17 protein-coding genes are annotated in these 21544 nt (G+C 33.8%); 8 read left to right on the plus strand and 9 right to left on the minus strand.

Annotated elements, in window-relative coordinates; all coding sequences use genetic code 11:
* Positions 1 to 268 precede the first annotated feature (268 nt).
* The 3 genes from C3E88_RS01840 (at position 269) to C3E88_RS01850 (ending at position 4029) form a co-directional block, all read left to right on the plus strand.
* The gene (locus C3E88_RS01840) at positions 269 to 1117 is read left to right on the plus strand and encodes a sulfide/dihydroorotate dehydrogenase-like FAD/NAD-binding protein (RefSeq protein ID WP_236908341.1); all 849 of its coding nucleotides are present in this window, start codon (positions 269 to 271) and stop codon (positions 1115 to 1117) included.
* Positions 1117 to 2508: an NADPH-dependent glutamate synthase gene (gltA, locus tag C3E88_RS01845; protein WP_236908342.1), complete on the plus strand. Its 1392-nt coding sequence runs from the start codon at positions 1117 to 1119 to the stop codon at positions 2506 to 2508. Before C3E88_RS01840 ends, gltA begins: the two co-directional genes overlap by 1 nt.
* Before the next feature lie 153 nt (positions 2509 to 2661).
* The gene (locus C3E88_RS01850) at positions 2662 to 4029 is read left to right on the plus strand and encodes an MATE family efflux transporter (protein WP_236908343.1); all 1368 of its coding nucleotides are present in this window, start codon (positions 2662 to 2664) and stop codon (positions 4027 to 4029) included.
* A 58-nt stretch (positions 4030 to 4087) separates the two neighbouring features.
* Here the strand turns inward: C3E88_RS01850 and C3E88_RS01855 are convergent, their stop codons facing one another.
* The 7 genes from C3E88_RS01855 to C3E88_RS01885 form a co-directional block, all read right to left on the minus strand.
* Positions 4088 to 5134, minus strand: coding sequence for a flavodoxin family protein (locus C3E88_RS01855; RefSeq protein WP_236908344.1), 1047 nt, complete (start codon positions 5132 to 5134; stop codon positions 4088 to 4090).
* Positions 5131 to 6381 carry a lactate/malate family dehydrogenase gene (locus C3E88_RS01860; RefSeq protein ID WP_236908345.1) on the minus strand — a complete coding sequence of 417 codons (1251 nt, stop codon included), beginning with the start codon at positions 6379 to 6381 and terminating at the stop codon, positions 5131 to 5133. The genes C3E88_RS01855 and C3E88_RS01860 overlap by 4 nt, the downstream gene beginning before the upstream one ends.
* A 17-nt stretch (positions 6382 to 6398) precedes the next feature.
* Positions 6399 to 11237 carry an HD domain-containing protein gene (locus C3E88_RS01865; RefSeq protein ID WP_236908346.1) on the minus strand — a complete coding sequence of 1613 codons (4839 nt, stop codon included), beginning with the start codon at positions 11235 to 11237 and terminating at the stop codon, positions 6399 to 6401.
* A complete protein-coding gene (gene sdaAA / locus C3E88_RS01870) occupies positions 11234 to 12100 on the minus strand; it encodes an L-serine ammonia-lyase, iron-sulfur-dependent, subunit alpha (RefSeq protein WP_236908347.1) in 867 nt (288 codons plus the stop codon). The genes C3E88_RS01865 and sdaAA overlap by 4 nt, the downstream gene beginning before the upstream one ends.
* A 4-nt stretch (positions 12101 to 12104) precedes the next feature.
* Positions 12105 to 12773 (minus strand): L-serine ammonia-lyase, iron-sulfur-dependent subunit beta, encoded by a 669-nt coding sequence (sdaAB, locus tag C3E88_RS01875; RefSeq protein ID WP_236908348.1) that lies wholly within the window; start codon positions 12771 to 12773, stop codon positions 12105 to 12107.
* A 74-nt stretch (positions 12774 to 12847) separates the two neighbouring features.
* On the minus strand, positions 12848 to 13492 hold the full coding sequence (locus tag C3E88_RS01880; protein ID WP_236908349.1) for an undecaprenyl diphosphate synthase family protein: 645 nt from the start codon (positions 13490 to 13492) through the stop codon (positions 12848 to 12850).
* Positions 13493 to 13573: 81 nt separating this feature from the next.
* A complete protein-coding gene (locus C3E88_RS01885; protein ID WP_236908350.1) occupies positions 13574 to 13972 on the minus strand; it encodes a PspC domain-containing protein in 399 nt (132 codons plus the stop codon).
* A 134-nt stretch (positions 13973 to 14106) separates the two neighbouring features.
* On the opposite strand from C3E88_RS01885, the gene C3E88_RS01890 reads away from it, so the two are divergent.
* Genes C3E88_RS01890 through pepF form a run of 4 tightly spaced genes read left to right on the plus strand, consistent with a single transcriptional unit; the run spans position 14107 to position 19010 of the window.
* Complete coding sequence (locus C3E88_RS01890) at positions 14107 to 14544, plus strand: FHA domain-containing protein (protein WP_236908351.1); 438 nt, start codon at positions 14107 to 14109, stop codon at positions 14542 to 14544.
* A 4-nt stretch (positions 14545 to 14548) separates the two neighbouring features.
* The gene (locus tag C3E88_RS01895; protein WP_236908352.1) at positions 14549 to 15796 is read left to right on the plus strand and encodes an FtsW/RodA/SpoVE family cell cycle protein; all 1248 of its coding nucleotides are present in this window, start codon (positions 14549 to 14551) and stop codon (positions 15794 to 15796) included.
* Positions 15780 to 17183 (plus strand): peptidoglycan D,D-transpeptidase FtsI family protein, encoded by a 1404-nt coding sequence (locus C3E88_RS01900; protein ID WP_236908353.1) that lies wholly within the window; start codon positions 15780 to 15782, stop codon positions 17181 to 17183. Before C3E88_RS01895 ends, C3E88_RS01900 begins: the two co-directional genes overlap by 17 nt.
* A 21-nt stretch (positions 17184 to 17204) precedes the next feature.
* On the plus strand, positions 17205 to 19010 hold the full coding sequence (gene pepF, locus C3E88_RS01905) for an oligoendopeptidase F (RefSeq protein WP_236908354.1): 1806 nt from the start codon (positions 17205 to 17207) through the stop codon (positions 19008 to 19010).
* A gap of 67 nt (positions 19011 to 19077) precedes the next feature.
* Here the strand turns inward: pepF and C3E88_RS01910 are convergent, their stop codons facing one another.
* The gene (locus tag C3E88_RS01910; protein WP_236908355.1) at positions 19078 to 19890 is read right to left on the minus strand and encodes an NAD(+)/NADH kinase; all 813 of its coding nucleotides are present in this window, start codon (positions 19888 to 19890) and stop codon (positions 19078 to 19080) included.
* 103 nt (positions 19891 to 19993) lie between these two features.
* On the opposite strand from C3E88_RS01910, the gene C3E88_RS01915 reads away from it, so the two are divergent.
* A complete protein-coding gene (locus tag C3E88_RS01915) occupies positions 19994 to 20890 on the plus strand; it encodes an RluA family pseudouridine synthase (protein ID WP_236908356.1) in 897 nt (298 codons plus the stop codon).
* Positions 20891 to 20908: 18 nt separating this feature from the next.
* On the opposite strand, the gene C3E88_RS01920 is transcribed toward C3E88_RS01915, so the two are convergent.
* Entirely contained in the window at positions 20909 to 21538 is a 630-nt protein-coding gene (locus C3E88_RS01920; RefSeq protein WP_236908357.1) for a hypothetical protein, read from the minus strand.
* Positions 21539 to 21544: the final 6 nt, after the last annotated feature.

Here is a 21544-nt window from a genome sequence, read left to right on the forward strand (position 1 = left end):
AATGTATAACGTTATTGTTAAATATATGACAATTTATCATAATGCTTGAAGAATATATCGATTATTTGGGTTATGATTATAAAAAGAGTGGATAGTGCATAGGTGAAATATTGATTTTATCTATGCCTATGAGCATGTTTACAAAGGTTATTAATAATTAAATCATATTAATAAACTAGCTATTAGTCATATAAATAACTATTCTTTAATATTTACAAAAAATGCTGTATAATTAAAATGACAATATTATGTGAGGGAGGAGTTATAATTGTACAAAATTGTAGAGAAAAAAGAACTTGCCCCTAATATCTATTCTATGGATGTTTTAGCTCCAAGGGTAGCAGAATCTGCAAAGCCAGGTCAGTTTGTAATTGTAATAACTGACGAAGCAGGGGAACGAATTCCTTTAACCATTTGTGACTTTGACAAGGAAAGAGGAACTGTCAACATAGTTATTCAAGCTATGGGTTGTTCTACAAAGAAAATGGTTGCATATGATGAAGGCGACTATTTTAGAGATTTTGTAGGTCCTTTAGGAAAACCTTCTGAGTATGTTAACGAAGACATTGAAGAAGTAAAGAAGAAAAAATATCTATTTGTAGCAGGTGGAGTTGGAACAGCTCCTGTATATCCTCAGGTAAGATGGTTCCACGAAAATGGCATCGATGTAGATGTAATAGTTGGTGCTAAGACTAAGGACTTGGTAATTCTTGAGGACAAAATAAAGGAGGTAGCAGGCAATCTATATATAGCTACTGATGACGGTAGTTATGGATTTAATGGTATGGTAACTGGGCTTATAGAGGATTTAGTAGAAAACCAAGGTAAGGAATACGACTATTGTATAGCCATTGGACCTATGATAATGATGAAATTCGTAGCTCTTCTTACTGAAAAGCTTGGAATCAAAACTGTAGTTAGCCTTAATCCAATAATGGTAGATGGTACAGGCATGTGTGGAGCTTGTAGAGTCACTGTAGGAAATGAAACTAAGTTTGCTTGTGTAGACGGTCCAGAATTTGATGGTCATCTTGTAGATTTTGATGAAGCATTGAAGAGACAAACCCAATACAAAGAAGAGGAATGTGAGTTAGACAAACAAGGAGGTGCCAAATAATGGATAGATTTACGAGAGTACCTATTGCAGAACAAGACCCAAAGGTAAGAGCAACTAATTTTGATGAAGTTTGCCTAGGTTATACTGAAGAAGAAGCTATGGCAGAGGCTAAAAGATGTTTAAATTGTAAACATCATCCTTGTGTAGGAAATTGTCCTGTAAGCATTCATATACCAAGATTTATTAAACATATAGCTGAAGGAGAATTTGAAGAAGCAGCACATGTTCTTGCAGAATATACAGCTCTTCCTGCAGTTTGTGGTAGAGTATGTCCTCAGGAAGAACAGTGTGAACAGGTATGCGTTCTTGGAAAGAAAGGGGATGCTGTATCTATAGGTAAGCTTGAAAGATTTGCTGCAGATTGGGCTAGAGAACATGATGTTGTAGTTGGCAAGACTAAGGAAAAGAATGGTCATAAAGTAGCGGTTATAGGTTCAGGTCCTGCGGGAATCACTTGTGCTGGTGATTTGGCCAAAGAAGGTTATGATGTAACCATATTTGAAGCTTTACACGAGCCAGGCGGAGTTTTGGTATACGGCATTCCAGAGTTTAGGCTTCCAAAGGAAAAAGTTGTTAAACATGAAATAGAAAACCTAAAGAATTTAGGTGTTAAGATAGAAACCAATGTTATCATAGGTAGAACTGTAACTATAGATGAATTAATGAATGAGGAAGGGTTTGAAGCTGTATTCGTAGGTTCGGGTGCAGGACTTCCTAAGTTTATGGGAATACCTGGAGAAAATTTAAATGGAGTTTTCTCAGCAAACGAATTCCTAACTAGGAACAATCTTATGAAAGCTTTTAGAGAAGACTATGATACACCTATTAAAGTTGGAGAAAAAGTTGCAGTAATAGGTGGAGGAAACGTAGCTATGGACGCAGCTAGGACAGCTTTAAGATTAGGTGCTGAAGTTTGGATAGTATATAGAAGAACAGAAGAGGAACTTCCTGCTAGAGTGGAAGAAGTTCATCACGCAAAAGATGAAGGTATTAAATTTGAATTATTGACTAGCCCTGTGGAAATAATAGGCAACGAAGATGGTTGGGTGAAGGGCATTAGATGCCAGAGAATGGAATTAGGTGAACCAGATGCTTCAGGTAGAAGAAGACCTATGCCTATAGAAGGCTCAGAATTCGAATTTGATGTTGATACGGTTATCATGGCTTTAGGTACATCACCAAATCCACTAATTCCAGCAACTACCCAAGGCCTTGAAATAAATAACAAAGGCTGTATAGTAACAGATGAAAACGGACAAACCTCAAGAGAAGGTGTATTTGCAGGAGGAGATGCCGTAACTGGTGCTGCAACTGTAATCCTTGCTATGGGAGCTGGAAAACAAGCTGCCGTTGGCATTGATAAATATATCAAAGAGAAATACGATAAGTAATATTTCATACAAGAGAGACTATAAATTATTCCTAGGAATAGTTTATAGTCTTTTATTTTATATGTAATATATTTATAATGTGGAATTTGATTTATATTAAATTTGTGCTATAATGTTTAGGGTATCGAAATTATTTATAAGAGGTGGTCATTTATGGATGAGGCCTGTAATAAAAAGGCAACTCGGGATATAGTATTAAAAACAGCAGGACCTGTCTTAATAGAGGTTTTTTTAGGAACTCTATTTGGAATGGTTGATATGATGATGCTAGGTAGGATAACTGATCCAGGCGAAGCTGCAGCATCTATTGCAGCAGTAGGGATTACTAACCAACTGGTGTTCATAGCTCTATCCCTTGTTCAATCCTTAAATGTAGGAGCAACAGCTATGGTTGCTCGATATGTAGGGGCTAAAAGAGAGGATAGGATAGAGTCTGTAGTTAGACATGTAATCTTATTAACACAAGTTTTATTGGTATTGCCTATTTTTATTTTAGGTTTGTTGTATACTGATGAAATAATGAAGCTCATAGGCGCTCATCAGGACACGCTAATGTATGGAAGGAATTATTTTAAGGTTATTATTATTGGCCTAATATTTCAAGCTTTTAACTTTTCTATCTATGCAGTATTGAGAGGAGCAGGAGATACTAAAACTCCTATGAATATTAATTTAAAGGTTAATACTTTGAACGTAATTGGCAATGCTGTACTTATTTATGGGCTGTTTGGATTTCCAAGATTGGGAGTAACAGGTGCTGGAATATCTACATCCCTTTCTCAAATGATTGCAACTTTAATGTTGTTAAGACATATCTTCAAGAAAAATACTATTATTCAGATTAACTTGAGGAATAGATTCAAATTTGATAAAGATATTATATATAATTTGATTAAAATAGGAGTGCCTGCTTCTTTAGAGCAGATAGCTTTCAGAGCGGGAATTTTAATATTTGTACGAATTGTTTCTTCACTAGGTACAGTAGCCTATGCTACCCATCAGATTTGCTTAAACATATCAGGTCTTTCTTTTACTCCAGGACAAGCCTTTGGGATAGCCGCTTCTTCTCTAACAGGGAGAAGCTTAGGAGCAGATGATCCGGATAGAGCAGAAGAATACATCAAAACTAGCAGAAGAATCGGAGCTATTATAGCTACTATAGTAGGAGTAATATTTTTCTTTTTTGGATCCTTTATAGCTAGTCTATATACCAAGAATCCAGAAGTTATAGAAGAAGCAGCTAAGATACTAAAAGTAATTGCTATAATTCAGCCTTTTCAATCCTCCCAATTAATAATAGCTGGAGGTTTGAGAGGAGCAGGTGATACGGTTTGGACTTTAGTAGCTATATTCTTCAGCGTATTGGTAGTAAGGGTAGTATTGGCATATCTTTTTATAATAGTCTTAGGACTAGGCTTAATAGGTGCATGGTATGCTATGTTTTGTGATCAGCTTGTCAGATGGGCATTAATAAAGTTTAGGTTCAATACTGATAAATGGAAGTATATTAGCATTAGATAATATTACAATTATGTTACAAATAACTATCTTTTTTGGTGCCTGGCACCAAAAAAGATAGTTATTTTTTTATTTCTTCATTGATATTTGTAGCAAATCTATAGGCTTTTTCTTCAATATTGGGCACTTTGTTTATTGCACCTCTATCATTAGCTACTTCCATCAAACAAAAGTAAGGTGGTAATCTGAAGGTTTTATTTATACTTAGGCTACTGATTAGCTGTTTAGCTAGGGCATCCCCACCAGAGTGGCCAGATACTATAATGGAAAATAGGGTTTTGTCGTAAAATTTAGTTTTTCTAAACAGGGCTGTTAATCTATTGATAAGGGCAACGGTATTAGCAGAAATCATATCATTGTAGTTAGGGCATATAAATATTATGGCGTCTGCTTTTTGTATTGCTGGGTAGACTTGTTCTACTACTATGCCCCCATAGAAACATTTATTTTGCATACCATAATGTTTACAGGTTTTATATGGACAGCCTTTACAATCCATTATATTTCCATTTCCTATATTGATCTCTTCTATACTTCCCTTTAGATATATTTTGACCATATCCCAAAGGGTCAGTGTATTAGAGGTTCTTCTATTGCTAGAGTGAAGGGCTAGAATATTAGGATTATCTATTTTAGCTATCCTATTTTTGACAAACCTTTTACCTAATTTTTCACATAGGTATAAGCATATTTCATCTAGTGGCATATTATATATTTTTTTTAAGGCTATAAAATTGTCTAAATTTCCTGTAGCTTCAACTATTGGTCTACCTTGAAATCTACATCCCAATAAATTGGCTTGGAACATAATGGATTGAGCTGCTGTTTTGGTAAATAGCTGATAATTGCTATGGATTAAAATTATGGATTCCGACCCTAATAGGGAGTTATTTCCTCGGTGGAATAGTTCTATAAATATATCATTAAGATTGTTACTCATACCAGTTACTGGAAGCTCCACTGCAAATATGATTTTACTATTTTGTAAATTAGGCAAATCCTTAGCTTTTTCAATTACTTGGAAATTAATATTCTCAAGGGTTACCTCTATCATCTTTTCTAGAAAAGATGAAGGTTTTTCCGGCAATATTAGATAATATTTTCTCATATTATTTTCACTAGCCTTTCATAGGTAGCCTTTATTTTACCAAATAAATTTGGAGGTAGATTTAACTGTTCTAGCTCTAATTGTCCACCTTTTAATCTACATTTGGAACCCATATAGGCTTCCCCCATATAGGTAGAGCCATAGAACCAATCCTGTTTTATGGTTGCAATTATAGATAATGCTCCAGAAGATAGGCTTGGGGCTACATAGGGTTTAAATCCAAAACTTCTTACCACCTTATTGGCCTTTAAGGTTTTCTCCGTTAGGTATTGGGATAGCTTTTCATCATAATTATCTATGCTATTGGCTACTATCAGACCTTTGCCGTGGGGTCCAAAAACTCTTCCCTGATCTAAATAGTGGAGGGTTTCCTGGGACTTTTCTGCATAGAAACAAGCTCGGCCGTTCATAACTCCCAATCCATAGCCTATTATTCTATCCGAGGGTATCCCCTTAAAATCCATATTCTCTTTTTTATCCTTATTGCTCTCTAAAAAAACCACTTTACATAATAGATCCACCGGATCCGATACTACTGCAAATATTCCCTTAAAGGCTTTTTCCCTTGCCAGTATAGCATATTCCTTTATGATTTCTGAATTGGATTTAAACTGTGCCATTCTCACATCTTCCACTGGACTTCCTACAGGAGGTATGCCCTTGGAGGCACAGAATATGAACATATTACAATCAAACAATTGGCTTTCGTCTAAGGGCTTTACCGGTGGAAAAGCTTTTTCGTCAAAGGGAATTCTAATTTGGTTCAGTTCGTAAATCCACCTATTTAAACGATGGGGATTTCTATCGTATAGACCAATTTCCCCTATACAATCTCCACCTAAAAGCCTTAAACCTATGGCTAAGGTACTGCCTACATCTCCAAGGGCCAGTAGATTGACTTTCCACTTTTTTTCCCTATTAAAATCTAAAACCTCTTCCCAATTTGGATATTTAGTATTAATGGAGATAACCAGACCTTCATGAATTCTTTCTAATATCCAATAGGGGATTTTATCGGAATAATCCTCATTATCTTGTAGCAATAGGTGAATCCCTTCTTCCTCATTAAATAAGAGCTTAGGGCTGTTTACTAAGAAACTTCTTCTAGATATTTTAGGATCTAAACTATTCAAAAAATATAGTTTATCCCTATTATCCTTTACATCCTTCTCATCTATTTTTTTCAAATCAGTATATTCTTGAAAAGAAAAAAGGTATTTACCCTTATATCTATAAAAATAAATCATGTACTCACCACTTTCTTTTAGCGATTGATTATATTTTCAAGCCTTTTCAGATGCTCTAAATCCATTTCAATACAAGTGGAAGGTTTTAAGTTTCTATAGTCCATGGCTATATAGGTATCAGGTTTTCTTGGCGATACTAAAACTTCACCTAATCCCCACAGGGTTAAATTTTTTTCATTTATATCCTGATAGGCTTTTTCTATTATTTTAAATATATGGTATCCATTCATCAGACAAGTTTTGGATAAATTGTATATGGCATTAGGAGAAGTATTCTTAATAAATCTAGGTGAAACATAGGGAAGTATTAAGTTTATGCTAGGTATTAGATAGTCGTCTATATCATTTCCTCTAAGGACCATATCCCCACCGATAAATGGATATTGGGCACTTTCGTTAAACCATAGTTTTAAATTTGGCACGAAATAAGCACTATCTACTTGTATATTTTTAATCTTTCCTATTTCTTTGCCTCTACCGGTAAGTATACCAACTATTATCTTATTGATTTCTATTTTAGCTTCCCTAAGTATAGGTTCTATTACACTTAATCTATAGCCTTTGTGGAGTAGATCATCAACTAGTATTACTGGTCTATTAAAGGAACGTAGTACTTTTGCTTGATTTTCTAAGCTTAAATAATTGGGAAAGGCTTGAATTGTAAAATCCGTAATACTAGGATTAAATATCTTCTCCGTATGCATGGTTTTAGTTACTGTATTAGGTAGTATGGTGCCGTTTAGTATGGAGCCAAAGGGCACACACATATTAGAGCCTAGAGTTTTATTTTTTTCTTGTACTATAGGAACTTGGTTAGCATCACATATCTTTTGAATCAATTTACTATATATCATGTCCCTATTAAAGGATAGGAGCAATTGGCCAGGATAAAGATTAGATAAAGCCTTTTTTAGTTCCTTCCTAGTTTCGTAGATGACTTCTTTTACCTTAATATCTTCATCATATGGAGGCTTCAACAGATTTTCCAAATCCTGGTTCAAAGTCATCGGATTGTTCATATCCACTATAAATATAGGGGTATGGTTGTAGGTAAAAGGAGTTTTAACAAATCCTTGTAAGGGTAGATTTTCTTCTAGATACAGTTCACTTCCATAGGTCAATCTGTTTTTAAAAATCCCATAGTTATAATCGAAAGCTATACAATGGGCTAGGGTTTCATTTAAAACTGCCTCCATTAGATATTCATCCATATCTCTGCTATATATGCCTGAAATGATGACCAATTTGCCTTTAGAATGATTCCTCAGATACTGTGTAATATGGGTGTATTCAAATTCATCGAATAGACTTCCGCTTTTTACCCAATAAAAAGTTGAAAGTCCCAGTATACTATTATCTTTAGCATCCTTTACTAGGAGTAGATTTGGTTCAAGTTTTTCCCTCAATTCCAAAATAGCCTCTATGTTTATTCCTCGATTGAACTCTTCATATATATATTGGATTAATTTGTCATCTATTCTATTTACTATTTCAGTTTCTAAGGTTTTAGTTTGTACTAGCCTTTTATACTGAGGTTCTCTTAAATATAGTCCATATTTATATATATATTGTTGCGTTAATGGATCCATTTGTTTTGAAATATCCCTGTTTAAATCTATAGACTCCCTGATTTGAGTGGAGCTTATATCCTCGTATTGAGGGGGAAGGGATAGCATCAATACTTCCCCCTTGAGGGCTTTTAGCCTTTTATTAAGTATTAGTTCATCTCCTTCTTTAGATTGGAGGCTTTTTCTGTGGAATATTATATGGGGAAATTGTATTAACATTCCATCTTTATCATAGGCAGATGCATTAACCAATACATCTGTTCCTATTACCATGTAGACTTTTCTATTTGGAAACAAATCCTTTAATGTCCTTAGGTCTTTATCGTTACTGATGTTTATTGGTATTTCGCTAGGGAATAGATATATATCATTTTCGTGAGCAATAGTCATATTGATTATGTTCCTTCTGTATCTATGAGGTTGGGTTCTCTTTGACCAGGAAAACTCATCCACTGCTAGATATACCTCGTAACCTTGATTCCTTATTTCTATGGCAATCTCTTTATGACTTAAGGAAAAAGGATCGAAGCTACCAGGAAAAAAGGCAATAGAGCTCTTTTCTTTCCCTTTAATGCTGCCATAGTTGAATTCATAATCGGAAATAAATCTATATATATGGTTTAAAGAAGCAGAGTTGATTAGAAACAGAAACTCATCATCTTCTTTTTGGGCCAATAGAGTCAATATCTTTTTTCCCATCAATGAAAATATTTGCTCCTTTTCTATTAGTAACAATTTATTGGAGTTGAATAAATGACTACCAATAATTCTGAAGGCCTCTGTTTTTATTTCCTTGTCAAAGGAAGCTATGCCACTTAATAGTATACCTAACAAACGATTTAGTCGTTCTTCTGTAGTATTTTTATCTTCTTTAAATCGTTTACCATATTGGGGATAGTTTTCAATACATACTCCAGTAGTCTTTAAAAGGAGGAACACTACTTGGGTATTAGATTGTCTTATTTTTTCTTCAAAGTCATCTATTACTTCATCCAATTCCATAGGTGGTAGGTACAGAATCAATTGGCCTAAATAATTAGGTATATATTTAGTAAATTGATAATTTTGCATCTCCAAAGCTCTTAGTAGTTCTACACATATATCATTTCTTTCTCCAAATGTTAAAAAATCAAATATATTTAATAAGGTATGCCCCGCATAATTGCGTACTTTTTCAATAGCACTTACCTTAAGTAGATTGCAGAAATGCATTCCAGTATGAAGGCCAATTGTATTAGGAGATTTTTTTACTTGATCATATAGAATGTCAATATTTACTTTTTTATTCATCCAGTCGGTAGCAGTCTTTAGATTCTTTAGAAAAATCTCCGGTATATTCTCTTCATCTTTTTTATAATTATCTTCTAAAACCTTAAGTATATGCATTTCCATTTTTAGTTTACAAGCTAGCTTGTATTTCAGGTAATTTTCTGCTGGGTAAGGGGAGGCGACTATATTTTTCAAAATCCATTTTTCTAGCAGTTTAATAAAATGAGCACTACTCTTAAGCTCTTCAAATATTTCATCTATGATATCCAAGGTAGTAAGTCTGATTTCTAGATGATTGGAATTTAATTGATTGAATATATATGTATGCAATCTTTTTAGATCCTCTTGGTCTAAATGATATACCGGAATATATTTTATGGTTTGGGATAAGTAAAGCTGCCCTGTTGTTGATATATTGGAGTAGTCATCATAGTATTTCATCAAAACCTTTGAGTATTTTTCATAGCTTTCTACATGGGAGTTATAGAATAGGGATTTTATAATGGTTTTAAGATTGTATTGCCATTCAATAGGAGATTCTGCTATTTTATGATCTGGATATAAAATATGGTTTAATAGGTCTTCTAATATTTTTTCGCTAGATTTTTGTGGATCTTTTCTTTTTATGGATTTGGGTATTTCTTTTCTATATTCTTCATCGTATTGACTGATTAATAATCCAATCAATTCAGCGGCTTCTTTTCTAATATCCTCCTCCTTGTGAAACAACAAATCCCCTAAAAAATGTAAGGTGGTTATCTTTTGTTTTTGGGTTAAGTAGGTAGAATACTCGTAGAATATCTGGAGGTACATCCTTAACTTTCTCCAATTGTATTCACTTCTAGCTGTATCCAACAAATTATTAAAGCTGGTGTCGTCTAATAGTTTTGCCATCAAATCTATATTGTGTTCAATAGAAAAGTATTTAATATGTTCTACTACTTGTTCATGGTCCATTAATGAGAAGTGAGCTTCTTTATTAAGGGGATTAATCTGATTTTCAAGGCTAGTATCTACTCCTAAATATATCATATAATCTTCAAAATCCTTTAATTTCCTATATACTTTTTCGTATCTTTGCTCCTTTTTTTCGTCTACATTGTCAAGTTTATTTAGTATCACATCATAGGCTTCTTCTAAGGAGTATATGTGCATCTTATATTCCTTATCTATCCTCTTGTTTTTTACTCGGAAGTCTGCATATATTAATACCAAGGATTCTAAGGGCAAGTTTTCTAACTCTAGATCCCAAGTAGAATGATTGGTGGCAATATGACCTATTTTTTCTATGCCTAATTGGTTAAACCACTGTTCCGTATAATAATAATGGAGATAGGGTACCCGGTGGATTTCATCCTGGCTAACCCCATATTTCCCAATATCATGTCCTAATCCTGCCCCAACTACTATGCTCAAGTCTATAGGTAAATCCATTTTGTTTAATTGTCGACCAATGTATAGGCTAAGATAATTTACACCTACTACATGTTCTAAAGTATTGTGGCCCGTTAGGTATAAATCCATCTTCATCAGTTCATATATCCATTTATTTAAAAATCCATCTTTAAACTTCAAGTATTCAGGAAGTAATTTAGCCTTTTGTTCTTCTTCAGCAGTTAATATGCTAATAGGGTATTTATTTAAGAAGCTATTTTCATCATAGGTTATTTCCCCTTTGGAAAAAATCCTCAGGACATTCAAATAAAATAGGACTAAAGGATGTAGTTCTTCATTGAAATACCTAGTAACCCTTTCAGGATAAGATAGACTAAGAGTCCAATCGTATATATATTGAAGCCAATCTGTGCTACTTACATTCCAATATTTAGTATAGAGTGGATGAAGCAAATCCATTAAAACTAGGGCATCATATTCATTATTAAAAACTATATCCTTTAGAGAGGCCTTGAAAGTTTCACCTTTGATCCTATGGGCCAAATCTTCTTTAAACTTCCACATATACTCCTTTTTTAATTCACCCAAAATACTCCCATATATTTTGTTATAAGCCTTAATCATAAAATCCTCCTCTTTAGATTCTCCCCTGTTGGAGTTGCTGCTACACCACCTAAGGCGGTTTCTCGCAAGGATTCAGGCATGGCTTTGCCAACTTTATACATAGCATCTACCACTTCATCAAAAGGAACCATCGATTTAACCCCTGCTAAAGCTAAATCAGCTGAAACTAGGGCATTGACAACCCCTGAAGCATTGCGTAATGCACAAGGAAACTCAACTAATCCTGCTATAGGATCGCAAACTAGGCCCATAATGTTTATTAAGGCAAAGGATGCTGCATTAAAACAGGCTTCTACACTACCGCCTACCATTTCTACTATGGAAGCAGCTGCCATACTACTTGCAACACCACATTCAGCTTGACAACCTCCCTCAGCTCCTGATATAGTAGCGTTTTTAGCTACGATTTCACCTATACCTGCGGCAGTGAACAATCCGTGAATCATATCTTCATGGGATAGTTGAAATCTATCCTTTACGGTAAGGATAGCACTAGGCAATATTCCTGATGCACCAGCAGTAGGAGCTGCTACAATTTTACCCATTGAAGCATTAACTTCTGAAGTAGACAAGGCTTTTGCCATAGCAGAGTTAATTAATTGGCCACTGATGGTATTACCTCTATTTTTATAGTCCTCCATCTTTTTAGCATCGCCACCGCTAAGCCTACTAACTGAAACAATCTCTTTATCTAAAGCTGTATTAGCTGAATTTATCATAGTATCTAGTACTAAATTCATACTATCCATGAGCTCTTCATAGGATACGTTGCTCTCTTCTATTTCTTTTTCTATAACGATTTCCCATATCTTCTTGTTTTGTGTTTTACATAAGTTTATAAGCTCCGAACCTTTATTAAACATTTACTTACCTCCCTATGGGATTAATACCCGTAATATATATGATTTCATCTAAATTTGATATATTTTCAATTATTTTATCCTCTATAGGATTATCAATTTCCATTACCATAGTTGCAATTTTTCCTTCTCTGGATACCTTCATAGTAGCTATATTTTTATTTTCTTTAGCCAGTATGGAACTGATTCTACTAATGGAACCTTTTTGATCCATGTATCTAATTAGGATTGTTGGGTAGTTGCCTGAGAATGTGACCTTGTTCCCATTTATATTAGTAATCAATATATTTCCTCCACCGATGGATGAACCAATTATATAGTAATCATCTTTATCTTTATAGGAAAAAACTATTTTAACTGTATTTGGATGTTCATATCCTAAATCTTTTTCAACGAATTCAATTTCTATCCCTTTTTCTTTAGCAATATTTAAAGATTCTCTAATTCTTTCATCGGAAGGTTCCATTCCCAAAATTCCTGCTACTAAAGCCCTGTCTGTACCATGGCCCTTATAGGTTTTAGCAAAGGAGCCGTGAAGATAGAAGGTAACTTTAATAAAGGAATCATCTGCAATCTCCTTTGCCATCTTACCTAATCTTGCAGCTCCAGCAGTATGGGAACTGGAAGGTCCAATCATAACAGGGCCTAGAATGTCAAAAACACTATAATCTTTCATTTCATCCCTCCTCATCTTTATTAGTGTATTAATTTTAGCATTTAATCAAAAATTAAGCAATAAAAATAGGAGGGCTAGCCTCCTAAGGTAATATCCTGCTGGTCATACCATTTTAGAGCATCATAAAAATGTTCGGGTCGGAAATCTGGCCAATAATCATCGATAATATAGAAATCAGAATAAACTGATTGTAAAGGTGGGAATCCACTGAGTCTTCTCCTACCTCCCCAGCGAATAATAAGATCTACTCTTGAGATATCCCTGGATTTAATTAATTCAGTTATACTAGGGCTTTCTTTAGGAGAAGAAAAGTAATCCTTTAAATCCCATTGCCAACCGTAATTGACAAGGAAGTTTACCTTCATTCCTCCCGAGCCAAATACTTGCCTTCTTAGAGAGAAGGGTATTAAGCTCTTCGGGAACATATCCGATTCAGTATTTCCAACTACCAGCAGTTCTGCATTTTCTTTCGATAGCAGCTTGACTGCATCAACACAGGCTTTGGTAAAGGCAAGTCTTTGTACTCTAGGTCGTTTTGTGTTATCCACGGTAAATCCATAATAGGTAATCTCCTTTATTCCTTCTTTTTCACATAATTTAAATACTTCCAACCCAGGTTCTAAGCCTTCTTTATAGCCTTTTTCTTTGCTTAATCCATTTTCCATTGCCCATCTTCTGTTACCATCTGGTATAATACCTATATGATTAGGTATTCTCATTTCTCAACCTCCCTCGTATAGCTTAGTTCATATTATTGCCATTTAGGGGAAAATAATTCAAAGCTTTCAAAGGGAACATATTTATTTGTTGTTTGCCTGATTAACAATAATATAAATACCGAATACTATGAGAAGTATTGGCCAATACTTTCCGATGTTCATGAATTTGAATGCAAACTGGGGCCATATAACCTTTGCTAACATAACTCCACCTACAATAATCAATGCAAGGCCTATAAACAAGGGTGTATTACTGGTGTTAATACTATTATTTCCATTTTGATATATTACACCATCATCCTCAGGAATTATTAAAGCACAGATTAAATAGGCTAAAAAACCTGGCCCTCCAGGCATAAAGGATAACAATACCCAAACTATACGTACTACTACTGGATCTATATTGAAATACTCCCCTACGCCACCACAGACTCCTGCTATTATCCTATCGTTACTAGAGCGTTTTAATTTTTTTCCCATATAATCCCTCCTTATCAATCCTATATTATCAGATATCCATCAAAAATTAAATAGAAACCATAGGATTAATTGTTCACATTAGTGGAGGTTTGTGATAACATTTATGTGGATAGAATAAAAGTTGGAGGGCTACTATGTATAATATATTTTCCTTAATATTTAAATATATATTTATCATAATAATTTACATGTTTATACTTAGCATAATACGCTTGATATATCTAGACATCAAAGGAATAGATACCAGTTCTATGGATAATAGCATATATCTAAAGTTAATCAATAGAAAAGATTCTTTGCCCTTTAAAGTGAAGGAATACTATCCATTAGATGGGCAAATATCCTTAGGTAGAGGGAACGATAATCAAATTGTATTGAAAGATCCCTATATTTCTAAAAGACATTTAATAATAGTAGAGGATGAGGGGAATTTTTACCTAGAGGATTTAAACAGCTCTAATGGAACTTATCTAAATGGAGATAGGATAATGGATGTAGTAGAATTAAAAAATGGAGATACAATAAGGGTTGGACAAGTAGAGTTTCTATACGTAAATAGGGAGCAGGGATAAAGTGATGTTAAATAAAAAAGTTAGCTACAAGGTACCAAGGAACCTATTGGTATTGTTTGAACTGATGGCTTTATTATTATTATTTGTATATGATAGGGAAAATATTGACAAATTTACATTGGTATCGGGTATTAGTCTAATATTTATGATATATATATCCAATTTCATATTGCTTCGTATATCAACTGGAGACAACTATATATTCTTAATAGTAACTATGCTCATAAGTATTGGTGTGGTAATGATATATAGAATTGATTCAACTTTAGGCATGAAACAGGTAATTTGGGCAGGTATGGGTATTACTATATTTTTCATAACCTATTTGTTAGTAAAGAGAATAAAGGGTTGGGAGAATTGGGCTAACTTGTATGTAATTGCCTCTATTGGACTATTTCTTATGACTTTAATACTAGGAACTAGGAAAAAAGGTTCTATCAATTGGATTCAATTAGGTAGATTTAGCTTTCAACCAACAGAGATAATAAAAATATTGATGATATTTCTTATCAGTGCTTATTATACCAATTATGAAATATATAAGGAGAAAAAGTATGGATCTTATTACCTTATGGGGATTATATATGTGTTTATTGGATTTTTATTTTTACAGAGGGATCTAGGTACAGTATTAATTTTTTATACTATATTTTTAGCTCTTCAGTTTATATATGAGGAAAACAGAAAGTTAATACTATACAATGTTTTGTTTTTTACTATAAGCGGCATAGCTGGATTCTTTTTATTCGATCATGTGAGGGTTCGTTTTGAAATCTGGATAAACCCTTGGAAATATATTGACAACAAAGGCTATCAAATAACTCAATCCTTATTTGCTATAGCCACAGGAGGCTTCTTTGGAACTGGGATTGGGAGAGGACATCCAGATTTTATACCTGAAGTCCATACGGATTTTATTTTCTCTGCAATATGTGAGGAGATGGGAATATTTACAGGTATAGGTATTATAATGTTATTTCTGATATTGGTATATAGAGGCTTTAAAATTGCAATAAATCAGAGGAATAAATTTTTCCGGATAGTGGCATTGGGTATCAGTATACTATTTGGAATTCAATCCTTCATAATATTTGGAGGAGTTCTTAAGATGATTCCTCTTACTGGGATTACTATACCGTTTGTTAGTTATGGGGGTAGTTCGATGATTTCCAGCTTCATAGCTTTGGGAATTCTTCAGGTAGCCTCAGAGGAGTTGGATGTGGAGGAGAAAGATTATGGAGAAGGAGCTTAAAAGAATTATAGCTATATTAATTGTAATCTGTATATTGTTTGTGAGTTTAATCGTTTATTTAAGCTATTTTCAGGTATTCAAGGCGGAAGCAGTAGTAAATAATAGTTACAACAAACGATTGTGGATTAATGAGGAGAAAATACTTAGAGGGTCTATTATAGATAGAAATGGGAAAATACTAGCTTATAGCGAGAAGACTGGAGATACCTATAAGCGATTATACAATTATGGCAATCTTTATAGCCATCTAATAGGCTATAGCTATAGGGAGTACGGTAAGGTTGGATTAGAATTGGAGTATAACAATATCTTGTTGAATATATCCGAAAGTACCCCTTTAAATGAATTAAAGAATATAGTAATACCCAACACGGAAGGGAATACTTTGAAACTTACCATAGATCACCATGTCCAAGAATACTCTAGAAATATGTTAAAGGGAAAAAAAGGGGCTGTAGTGGCTATGAATCCTACCACGGGGGAAATATACTCTATGGTTAGCGTGCCAGATTTTAACCCATCTACCCTTAAGGAAAATTGGAACGATATTATGGAGGATGGAGATAGTCCATTCTTAAATAGGGCTACATCGGGACTATATACTCCTGGTTCAGTATTTAAAGTAATAACGACCATAGCTGCCTTGGAAACCCAAGGCTTGGATTTAGAATATGAGTGTAAAGGTAGTACCAAAATAGATGGATATGTTCTTAAAGATTATGGCGGTAAAGCTCATGGAAAGGTTAATCTAGAAGAGGCATTGGTAAGATCATGCAATAGTTATTTTGCAGAGAAAGGTGTAGAGATTGGTAAGGATAAAATAGGAGAAGTGGCTGATCGATTTATGATAAATAGGGCTATACCTTTCGATTTACCTACTGCTAAATCTACATTTCCCTATAAAGGTAATATTGGGAAAACCGATGTTGCTGCTGCAAGTATTGGTCAGGGAAAGGTATTGGTCACTCCCCTTAATATGGCAATGATAGCATCAGGTATTGCCAATAAAGGGGAAATAATGAAGCCAATATTGGTAAAGGAGGCTATTTCACCAGAAGGAAAGATAGTAAGGACAAACCATCCTGAAACCCTATCCAAGGGGATGGATATATTTGCTGCTAACGAAATAAAAAACATGATGGTAGAAGTAGTTAGAAGGGGTACTGGAACCAATGCAAGTATAAAAAATGTAAGGGTTGCAGGCAAAACAGGGACTGCAGAAAATCCATCAGGCAAAACCCATGCTTGGTTTATAGGATTTGCTCCAGCTGATGATCCTAAAATTGCTATAGCTGTTGTTTTGGAAGAGGATGGTACAACTGGTGGAAAAACTGCAGCACCTATAGCAAGAAATATAATTATTGAAACATTAAATTCTATTAAATAATCAAAGAAAGGAGCTAAATATATGGTTAATGAAAAAAAGGTATTTAAGGATAGGAAAGACATTCCCACTGAATATACTTGGGATTTACAGTCCATGTATGCAGATAAAAAGGAGTGGGAGAAGGACTTAGAGGTTGTAGTCCGAAAAGCTGATGATTTTTTAGCCTATAAAGGAAAGGTTGGTGAATCTAGCGAAAGTCTGTTAAACGTGTTGAAAGACAGTAGTGAAATATATAGGATAATGTCCAAGGTATACTCCTATGCTAGTATGAAATTAGATGAGGATACCAGAGTTGGAGCTAATCAAGCATTATCAGATAGAGCATTGGGAGCTTATGTACAGGTGGAAGAGAAAACTTCTTTCTTGGTGCCAGAAATACTACAAATAGACGAAGAAACATTAAAATTATATTATGAGGAAAAGGAAGAATTAAAGTTATATAAACAGTATTTAGACGATATATTAAGACAAAAAGACCATATTTTGTCTGCTAGGGAAGAAAATCTGTTGGCTCAAATGGGCGAGGTAGCTAATGCACCGCAACAGATATATTCTATGCTAAACAATGCTGATATCAAGTTTCCAACTATAAAAGATGACAAGGGTAATGAGGTAGAAATTACTCAAGGTAATTTTATCCCCCTAATGGAGAGCAAGGATAGAAACGTACGAAAGGCAGCCTTTGAAGGTTTATATCACACCTATGAAAGCTTTAAAAATACCTATGCTCAAACCTTAAATGGTAATATCAAAAAAAATATATTTAATGCAAGGGTAAGGAACTATAATTCAAGCATAGAAGCATCTCTAGATAGGAACAATGTTCCCGTTTCTGTGTATGATAATTTGATTAAATCTGTTCATGATAATTTAGATAGTATGTATAAATATATGGATATAAGAAAAAGGGCTTTAGGGGTAAATGAGTTACATATGTATGACTTGTATACTCCAATAGTAAAAGATGTGGAATTTAATATACCCTACGAAGATGGTCAACAACTGATATTAAAGGGACTGCATCCATTAAAAGATGAATATTTAGACGTGGTTAAAGAGGGTTTTAATAGCCGTTGGATAGATGTATATGAAAATCCAGGGAAAAGGTCTGGAGCTTATTCAGGAGGAGCTTACGATTCAAAACCTTATATATTAACTAATTATCACAATACTTTAGATTCTGTATTTACCGTAGCTCATGAAATGGGTCATTCAGTACATTCTTATTTTTCAAGAAAGAATCAGCCCTTTATATATGGAGGATATAGTATATTTGTTGCAGAAGTAGCTTCTACAGCTAATGAAGCTTTATTGTTAGACCATATGCTTAAAAATGTAGATGATGAAGGTGAGAAATTATATCTACTCAATCATTATTTAGAACAATTTAGAACTACAGTATATAGACAAACTATGTTTGCAGAGTTTGAAAAGATCATATATGAGTATGCTGAAAAAGGTGGAGCGTTGACGGCTGATTATCTATCGGAAACCTATAAGGAGTTAAATGAAAAGTACTATGGACCAAATATTATTGTAGATGATGAGATAGCTATTGAATGGGCTAGGATACCACATTTTTATTACAACTATTATGTGTTCCAATATGCTACAGGATTTTCTGCTGCTGTTTCCTTATCCCAACAAATATTGGAAGAAGGGGATACAGCAGTAGAAAGATATATAAACTTCTTAAAGAGTGGTAGTTCTGACTATCCTATTAATGTTCTCAAGACAGCAGGGGTGGATATGACTACAGAAGAACCGGTAAACAGCGCTTTAAAGCTATTTGGAGAACTAGTGAATGAAATGGATAAACTAATCTAGAAAACAAAGCCCTCCCTATCTGCCAGAATTATATTTTATAATTCTGAGCAAAAGGGAGGGGTAGTTTTTATAAAAATTTACTTTTTAGATTGTTCCAATACATATTCCTATCGAAGTTTAATTTAGATATGGTCTTTTCTGGAATGGTAAAGTTAACTTCTGTAATATTGTCATATCTATATTCCATTCCATCTACGATAATCAATATGGAATTTTCATACCTATATTCTGGCTTTATAGTTATTTCTATATCCCCAGGTATAACTGCACTGTTAGGTAGAGAACGATAAGCTCTTGAACTAATGGGGGATAGAGGAGTTAACTGTAAAGTCTTTAGAGAAGGATATATTATACTACCGCCACTAGAAAAGTTATACGCAGTACTTCCAACAGGGGTAGATATGATCATCCCGTCTCCGCAAAATTTTTCTAGATGATTACCATTCACAAACACTTCTAAATGTACTACTTTAGATTGAATGCCTTTTACCACTATTTCATTTACGCCAAAAAGTTGAAAACAACTGTTTTTAGTACATACATCGGCTTTCACTAAAAAGATTTTTTCGACTACATAATCCTTTTGGATATATTTTTCTATAAAGGTATCAATATTTTCAGGCAGTATTTCCTGGAAAAAACCTAGATGGCCAGTGTTTATACCTACAAAAGGAATGTTAGTAAATTTATGCCGATGAACTGCTCTTAAAAAGGCACCATCCCCGCCAACACAGATATTTAGTTCTGCATTATTATCGTATTTACTTGATACTTGAAAGCCTTTTGAATCCAATTTATCAATTAACAATTTAGATGTTTTCTGTGATGCTGGATTATAATTAGAAATAACATTTATAATCCTATGATCTTTATTTGTCAAAAAGTTCCCCTCCAAACTATCCATGGTTTAAATATTTTATGTATTTGGTATAATTATTTGTAGTTATATTATACAACAAAAGACATAATATTTGGAGGTACAAATGGATTTATTAAAAGAAAGCGAAAATATAGTATTATTCAATGTAGGACATGGCGGAAAGACATTGGAAGAGTTTTTGTATAGCCATCAAATATCTGGTAGATTGTTTAGAAGGCTATATAGGGAAAAAAATCTACTTATCAATGGAGATTTTAAGGGGAAAAAAACAATTCTAGAGCCAGGGGATATAGTATCTATGATAATTGAGGAAGAGGAGAATAATACTCCTCCAGAGCCCATGCCCCTAGATATTATATATGAAGATATGGATCTATTGGTATTAAACAAAAAGCCCTTTGTAGTAGTTCATCCTACTAAAAGCCATCAACAAAATACTCTATCCAATGGTATAGCCAATTATTTTAAGGATAAAGATATCAAAAGGAAAATTAGGTTTGTAAACAGATTGGATATGAATACCTCAGGTATATTAATAGTAGCTAAATCTTCCTTTGCTCACCAACAGATGGCTTTACAATTTGAGGATAATCAGGTTGAGAAAAGGTATATAGCAGTAGTTTCGGGTTTAGTGGAAAAGGATGAAGATATAATAGACTTACCAATTGGAAAAGAAGAAGAAAAAAGCACTAAAAAAGTAGTTACTAAGAGAGGAAAGAAAGCAATAACTAAATATAGGGTGGTGGAAAGGTATAGGGCTGCTACTTTATTAGATATACAGATATATACTGGAAGGTCTCATCAGATAAGGGTTCATTTAAATCATATTGGTCATCCCATCATTGGAGATACATTGTATCATGAACCTAGCAAATATATAGAAAGGCAGGCTTTACATTCCTATTATTTGAAACTGAAGTTGCCAAGAAGCAAGGAATTGGTAAAGTTTAGAGCAGAATTGCCCCAGGATATGAAGAGGCTAACAGAATATTTAGGATGATTAGTTAAAGTTCTTTAACTAATCATCCTTTTTTTCAACAATTTTAGAGCCTTCTAACTTATTCATAACTCCTAATAATTTGGCCATATCCTTTATCTTTTTCTTTTCTTCTTCATCTTTACCTTCCATTAAGGGTTCCACCAGATCAAATAATTTACTTGGGTTATTTAAGCTATCTGGATTGGATATTAAAGTTTGTAGGCTATTAAATATAGCTTTATATTTATCTATATTTATTATTATATTCAATATGTTGCCTACATTTTGAACATCCTCTTTAGGGAACTCCTTTTGAATGGTATTAACTATGTAACTCAACCTTTCCATATTATTTTCCACAGGTACTGGGGTATCAATATAGGAAATATCTGAGGCTTTGATAAATTCCGTTGTCTCATAAAGCCTTATAACTTTTTCAGTAATGAATAAAGATTTGTTCAAAGGGAGTATAAGCTCTTCGGGGAAAAAAGGACCTATTTTTTTCATGATTTTTATCTTTTCCTTAGTGTATGGGATGTTTAAGTTTATAACCCTATCTTCAGATAAATTAGACACTCTTTTTCCACTACTAGGTGAACTACCTAATATATCGTTTATTTTTGTACTAGCTAATAAATATAATAATAGCAAAACTATTCCACTACCCATCATTAG

This window comes from Clostridium sp. Cult3 (assembly GCF_021655115.1).
In the GTDB taxonomy this organism is placed as follows: domain Bacteria; phylum Bacillota; class Clostridia; order Tissierellales; family Tepidimicrobiaceae; genus PPXY01.

Coding starts and splice junctions, on each gene's coding strand:
- C3E88_RS01865 (WP_236908346.1), bottom strand. CDS start 11,237: ATGATTAAGGCTTATAACAAAATATATGGGAGTATTTTGGGTGAATTA.
- sdaAB (WP_236908348.1), bottom strand. CDS start 12,773: ATGAAAGATTATAGTGTTTTTGACATTCTAGGCCCTGTTATGATTGGA.
- C3E88_RS01895 (WP_236908352.1), top strand. CDS start 14,549: ATGTTAAATAAAAAAGTTAGCTACAAGGTACCAAGGAACCTATTGGTA.
- C3E88_RS01920 (WP_236908357.1), bottom strand. CDS start 21,538: ATGGGTAGTGGAATAGTTTTGCTATTATTATATTTATTAGCTAGTACA.
- C3E88_RS01885 (WP_236908350.1), bottom strand. CDS start 13,972: ATGGGAAAAAAATTAAAACGCTCTAGTAACGATAGGATAATAGCAGGA.
- pepF (WP_236908354.1), top strand. CDS start 17,205: ATGGTTAATGAAAAAAAGGTATTTAAGGATAGGAAAGACATTCCCACT.
- gltA (WP_236908342.1), top strand. CDS start 1,117: ATGGATAGATTTACGAGAGTACCTATTGCAGAACAAGACCCAAAGGTA.
- C3E88_RS01850 (WP_236908343.1), top strand. CDS start 2,662: ATGGATGAGGCCTGTAATAAAAAGGCAACTCGGGATATAGTATTAAAA.
- C3E88_RS01890 (WP_236908351.1), top strand. CDS start 14,107: ATGTATAATATATTTTCCTTAATATTTAAATATATATTTATCATAATA.
- C3E88_RS01900 (WP_236908353.1), top strand. CDS start 15,780: ATGGAGAAGGAGCTTAAAAGAATTATAGCTATATTAATTGTAATCTGT.
- sdaAA (WP_236908347.1), bottom strand. CDS start 12,100: ATGTTTAATAAAGGTTCGGAGCTTATAAACTTATGTAAAACACAAAAC.
- C3E88_RS01915 (WP_236908356.1), top strand. CDS start 19,994: ATGGATTTATTAAAAGAAAGCGAAAATATAGTATTATTCAATGTAGGA.
- C3E88_RS01880 (WP_236908349.1), bottom strand. CDS start 13,492: ATGAGAATACCTAATCATATAGGTATTATACCAGATGGTAACAGAAGA.
- C3E88_RS01855 (WP_236908344.1), bottom strand. CDS start 5,134: ATGAGAAAATATTATCTAATATTGCCGGAAAAACCTTCATCTTTTCTA.
- C3E88_RS01860 (WP_236908345.1), bottom strand. CDS start 6,381: ATGATTTATTTTTATAGATATAAGGGTAAATACCTTTTTTCTTTTCAA.